This is a genomic window from Paraburkholderia sp. BR14320, from assembly GCF_040948665.1.
Taxonomy (GTDB): Bacteria; Pseudomonadota; Gammaproteobacteria; order Burkholderiales; family Burkholderiaceae; genus Paraburkholderia; species Paraburkholderia youngii.
Genome location: NZ_JBFPKG010000163.1, coordinates 1 through 2,186, shown reverse-complemented (window position 1 = coordinate 2,186; position 2,186 = coordinate 1). Strand labels below are relative to the sequence as shown.

The window sequence follows — 2,186 nt, the reverse complement described above, 5'->3', positions numbered from 1 at the left end:
TGTACAGGCGGCCACCTGCCGTCGTATTCTGCCCACGGAGGGCTGTGTCGGGCGCATCGATTTGCGTGCTCCTTCGGAGAAAACGAGCGTGCAAGCTCCGTTTTACTCCAGTCGGGCTTACTTCCGCGGCCCTCCCACATAGCATCTAGACGGCGCGGCGCTGACCGATACGGGAAACTCCCGCAATTAGAAACAAGGAGAGGCATTTATTGGGCACTCGGGCAGGCTGAGAAGATCGTCCGCAGTGGTCAACTCGCGCCCGGTCCTGAGGAATTTGTGGCCTTGCGGGGTTTGCCAGACGGGCACATCAGCAGTCTGGCCATCTCCGGCAATAGAAATTCCACTTACCCGTCTCAATCCCCCTTAATCGCGTCTTTCTCGCTGATCTTCCACCGACTCCCGTCGGCATTCTTTCCGCCGATATGCGAAATGGCCTCGTGCCTACTCTCCTTATTTGTCTTGCTGATGCAGAAAACCTCAATACGCATTGCCATAAAACCCCCAATCTTTATGATGGAGTTTGATATTGTATGGTCAATGATATTGAGGGACTGCAGGTGCAACGAGGTTTACTTGATATGCGTTAGCGTGCATCAAACATAGTCGCATCAACGAAAAGAAAAATGATTTTCAATGCTTTCTGCAAAATCAGATTTTAAATACGGAATAGTCAGCACGATGCTGACGAGACTGGTACACCCGGGAACTGTTGCACCGTACGGCATCGAAACTCGGTCGCGATCAGCTGTCGATGACTTGCCCGCCCGTGACCTCGCCGACCGTTCTGTCCGTTGCACCCTTCCAGATTTCACGCATATTCGTGTGCGGCGAAAAAGCTTCGCTGAGCGCGGCGTGGAGGTGGCGGGCGAACGCCAGTCGCGGAAGCCGTTTAAATCATCCTACATTACCTGAGCAGTGCACAGACAACCATCTACGGGAGTTGGTTATGGCTCCGGGGTAAGAAAGGCGCGTCACTGGCAAGCAGCTGTCGAACAAGGGAACAAGGAGAGCACGCCGGCACAGAAATCCGTTGCCGGTTCGGATCTGAGTCAGGTCAAAAAAACGTTCATCGAGGATTATCGGGGAACGCGACGCGGATTTTGAGGAAGAAGTACTCCTCGTCACGGTACCCGTAAGCCCGGCGCTTGATGACCTTGATCGTGTTGTTGATCCCTTCAACGACACGCATCAATGCCGTTTCGATCGCCAGATCCGAATAGCGCGGCTTGCCACTGGGCGAGCGCCTCGGGTGTGATTCACAACGTCGGCTCCCACGGCTGCGCAGGCCCGCTTGATACTCCGGCCAGCTCGTCACACGAGGCGCCATCTTCGGGATGTGGTGCCGACGAGCGGCGTTGTGCTTATGCGCATGCGTCTATTCAGAGAGAACGGGAACGTCATCTTCTTACCCCGATGTTTCATCGACCTATCTATGCACCAACGCCCATTTGATCGCTTTCACTTGCCAGTTTCGCCATGACTCTCGCTGGGCAGCTCGGCGCCGTGCGCACGGATCGCGGCAATCAGCTCGGCCGGCGTGATCTCATAGCGCACCTCGCGCTGAGTCCCGGGTTTGCGCTGGTCGACGTCGATCAGGACCAGGCTTTTGCCGTCGGGCGCAGCTTCGAGTCGCACCGTGCGCCGCACGCTCGCGGTCAGCGCGTCGCTGTCAGTCAGCAGATGGACGGCGCCGTGCGCGCCATTGTGGGGGGGTGTCATCGGACCAGGCTCCTGAAAAGACTCACCGGCGATACCAGCAAAAGCTCACCGTCCGAATCGGACGGCGCGTTCAGTCGAGGTCGAACAATGCCCGGTCTGCCGGCCGTGTGAGAGCCTCATCCATCATTTGCCGAAAGTCGGCTGCGTCCATTTCTCCGCGCTCAACTCGCCGCAAGACGGCCTCACCCACGAGCGCGAGCTTTCGTGCCTGGTCGGCTTTGCTCTCCTTGTATGCCTTGCGGCGCGCCTTGTCGGAAGCTTTTCGTGCCTCTTTCAGGGTGTTCAGCTTTTGCGCCGTCGCGGCTACACGGTCTTTCAGCAATGTCATCAGTTGCTCCTTACACGTCCAACCATTCTAATCGCACACCTTAACCGTTTTGACAGGCGCTATTGACACCGCAGCTCCTTGATCTGCCGCAAGGAGCACCTTCATTACGTCCTTCTTGTCACCCGCACCCTGTATCGTG

The 2,186-nt window shown here is 56.9% G+C and carries 2 protein-coding genes and 2 pseudogenes; all 4 read right to left on the bottom strand.

Annotation, left to right across the window (positions count from 1 at the left end; all coding sequences use genetic code 11):
- Positions 1-1,066 precede the first annotated feature (1,066 nt).
- A pseudogene (locus tag AB3X89_RS39490) lies at positions 1,067-1,183 on the bottom strand (transposase); the annotation flags it as partial.
- Between the two features lie 6 nt (positions 1,184-1,189).
- A pseudogene (locus AB3X89_RS39485) lies at positions 1,190-1,327 on the bottom strand (IS5/IS1182 family transposase); the annotation flags it as partial.
- A gap of 131 nt (positions 1,328-1,458) precedes the next feature.
- Positions 1,459-1,719, bottom strand: a complete 261-nt coding sequence (locus AB3X89_RS39480; protein WP_368587973.1) for a hypothetical protein — start codon at positions 1,717-1,719, stop codon at positions 1,459-1,461.
- Between the two features lie 70 nt (positions 1,720-1,789).
- Positions 1,790-2,047, bottom strand: coding sequence for a hypothetical protein (locus tag AB3X89_RS39475; protein ID WP_368587972.1), 258 nt, complete (start codon positions 2,045-2,047; stop codon positions 1,790-1,792).
- Between the last annotated feature and the right edge of the window lie 139 nt (positions 2,048-2,186).

Excerpts from the sequence above, each read along its gene's own strand:
- AB3X89_RS39480 (WP_368587973.1), bottom strand. The coding sequence starts at position 1,719 with ATGACACCCCCCCACAATGGCGCGCACGGCGCCGTCCATCTGCTGACT.
- AB3X89_RS39475 (WP_368587972.1), bottom strand. The coding sequence starts at position 2,047 with ATGACATTGCTGAAAGACCGTGTAGCCGCGACGGCGCAAAAGCTGAAC.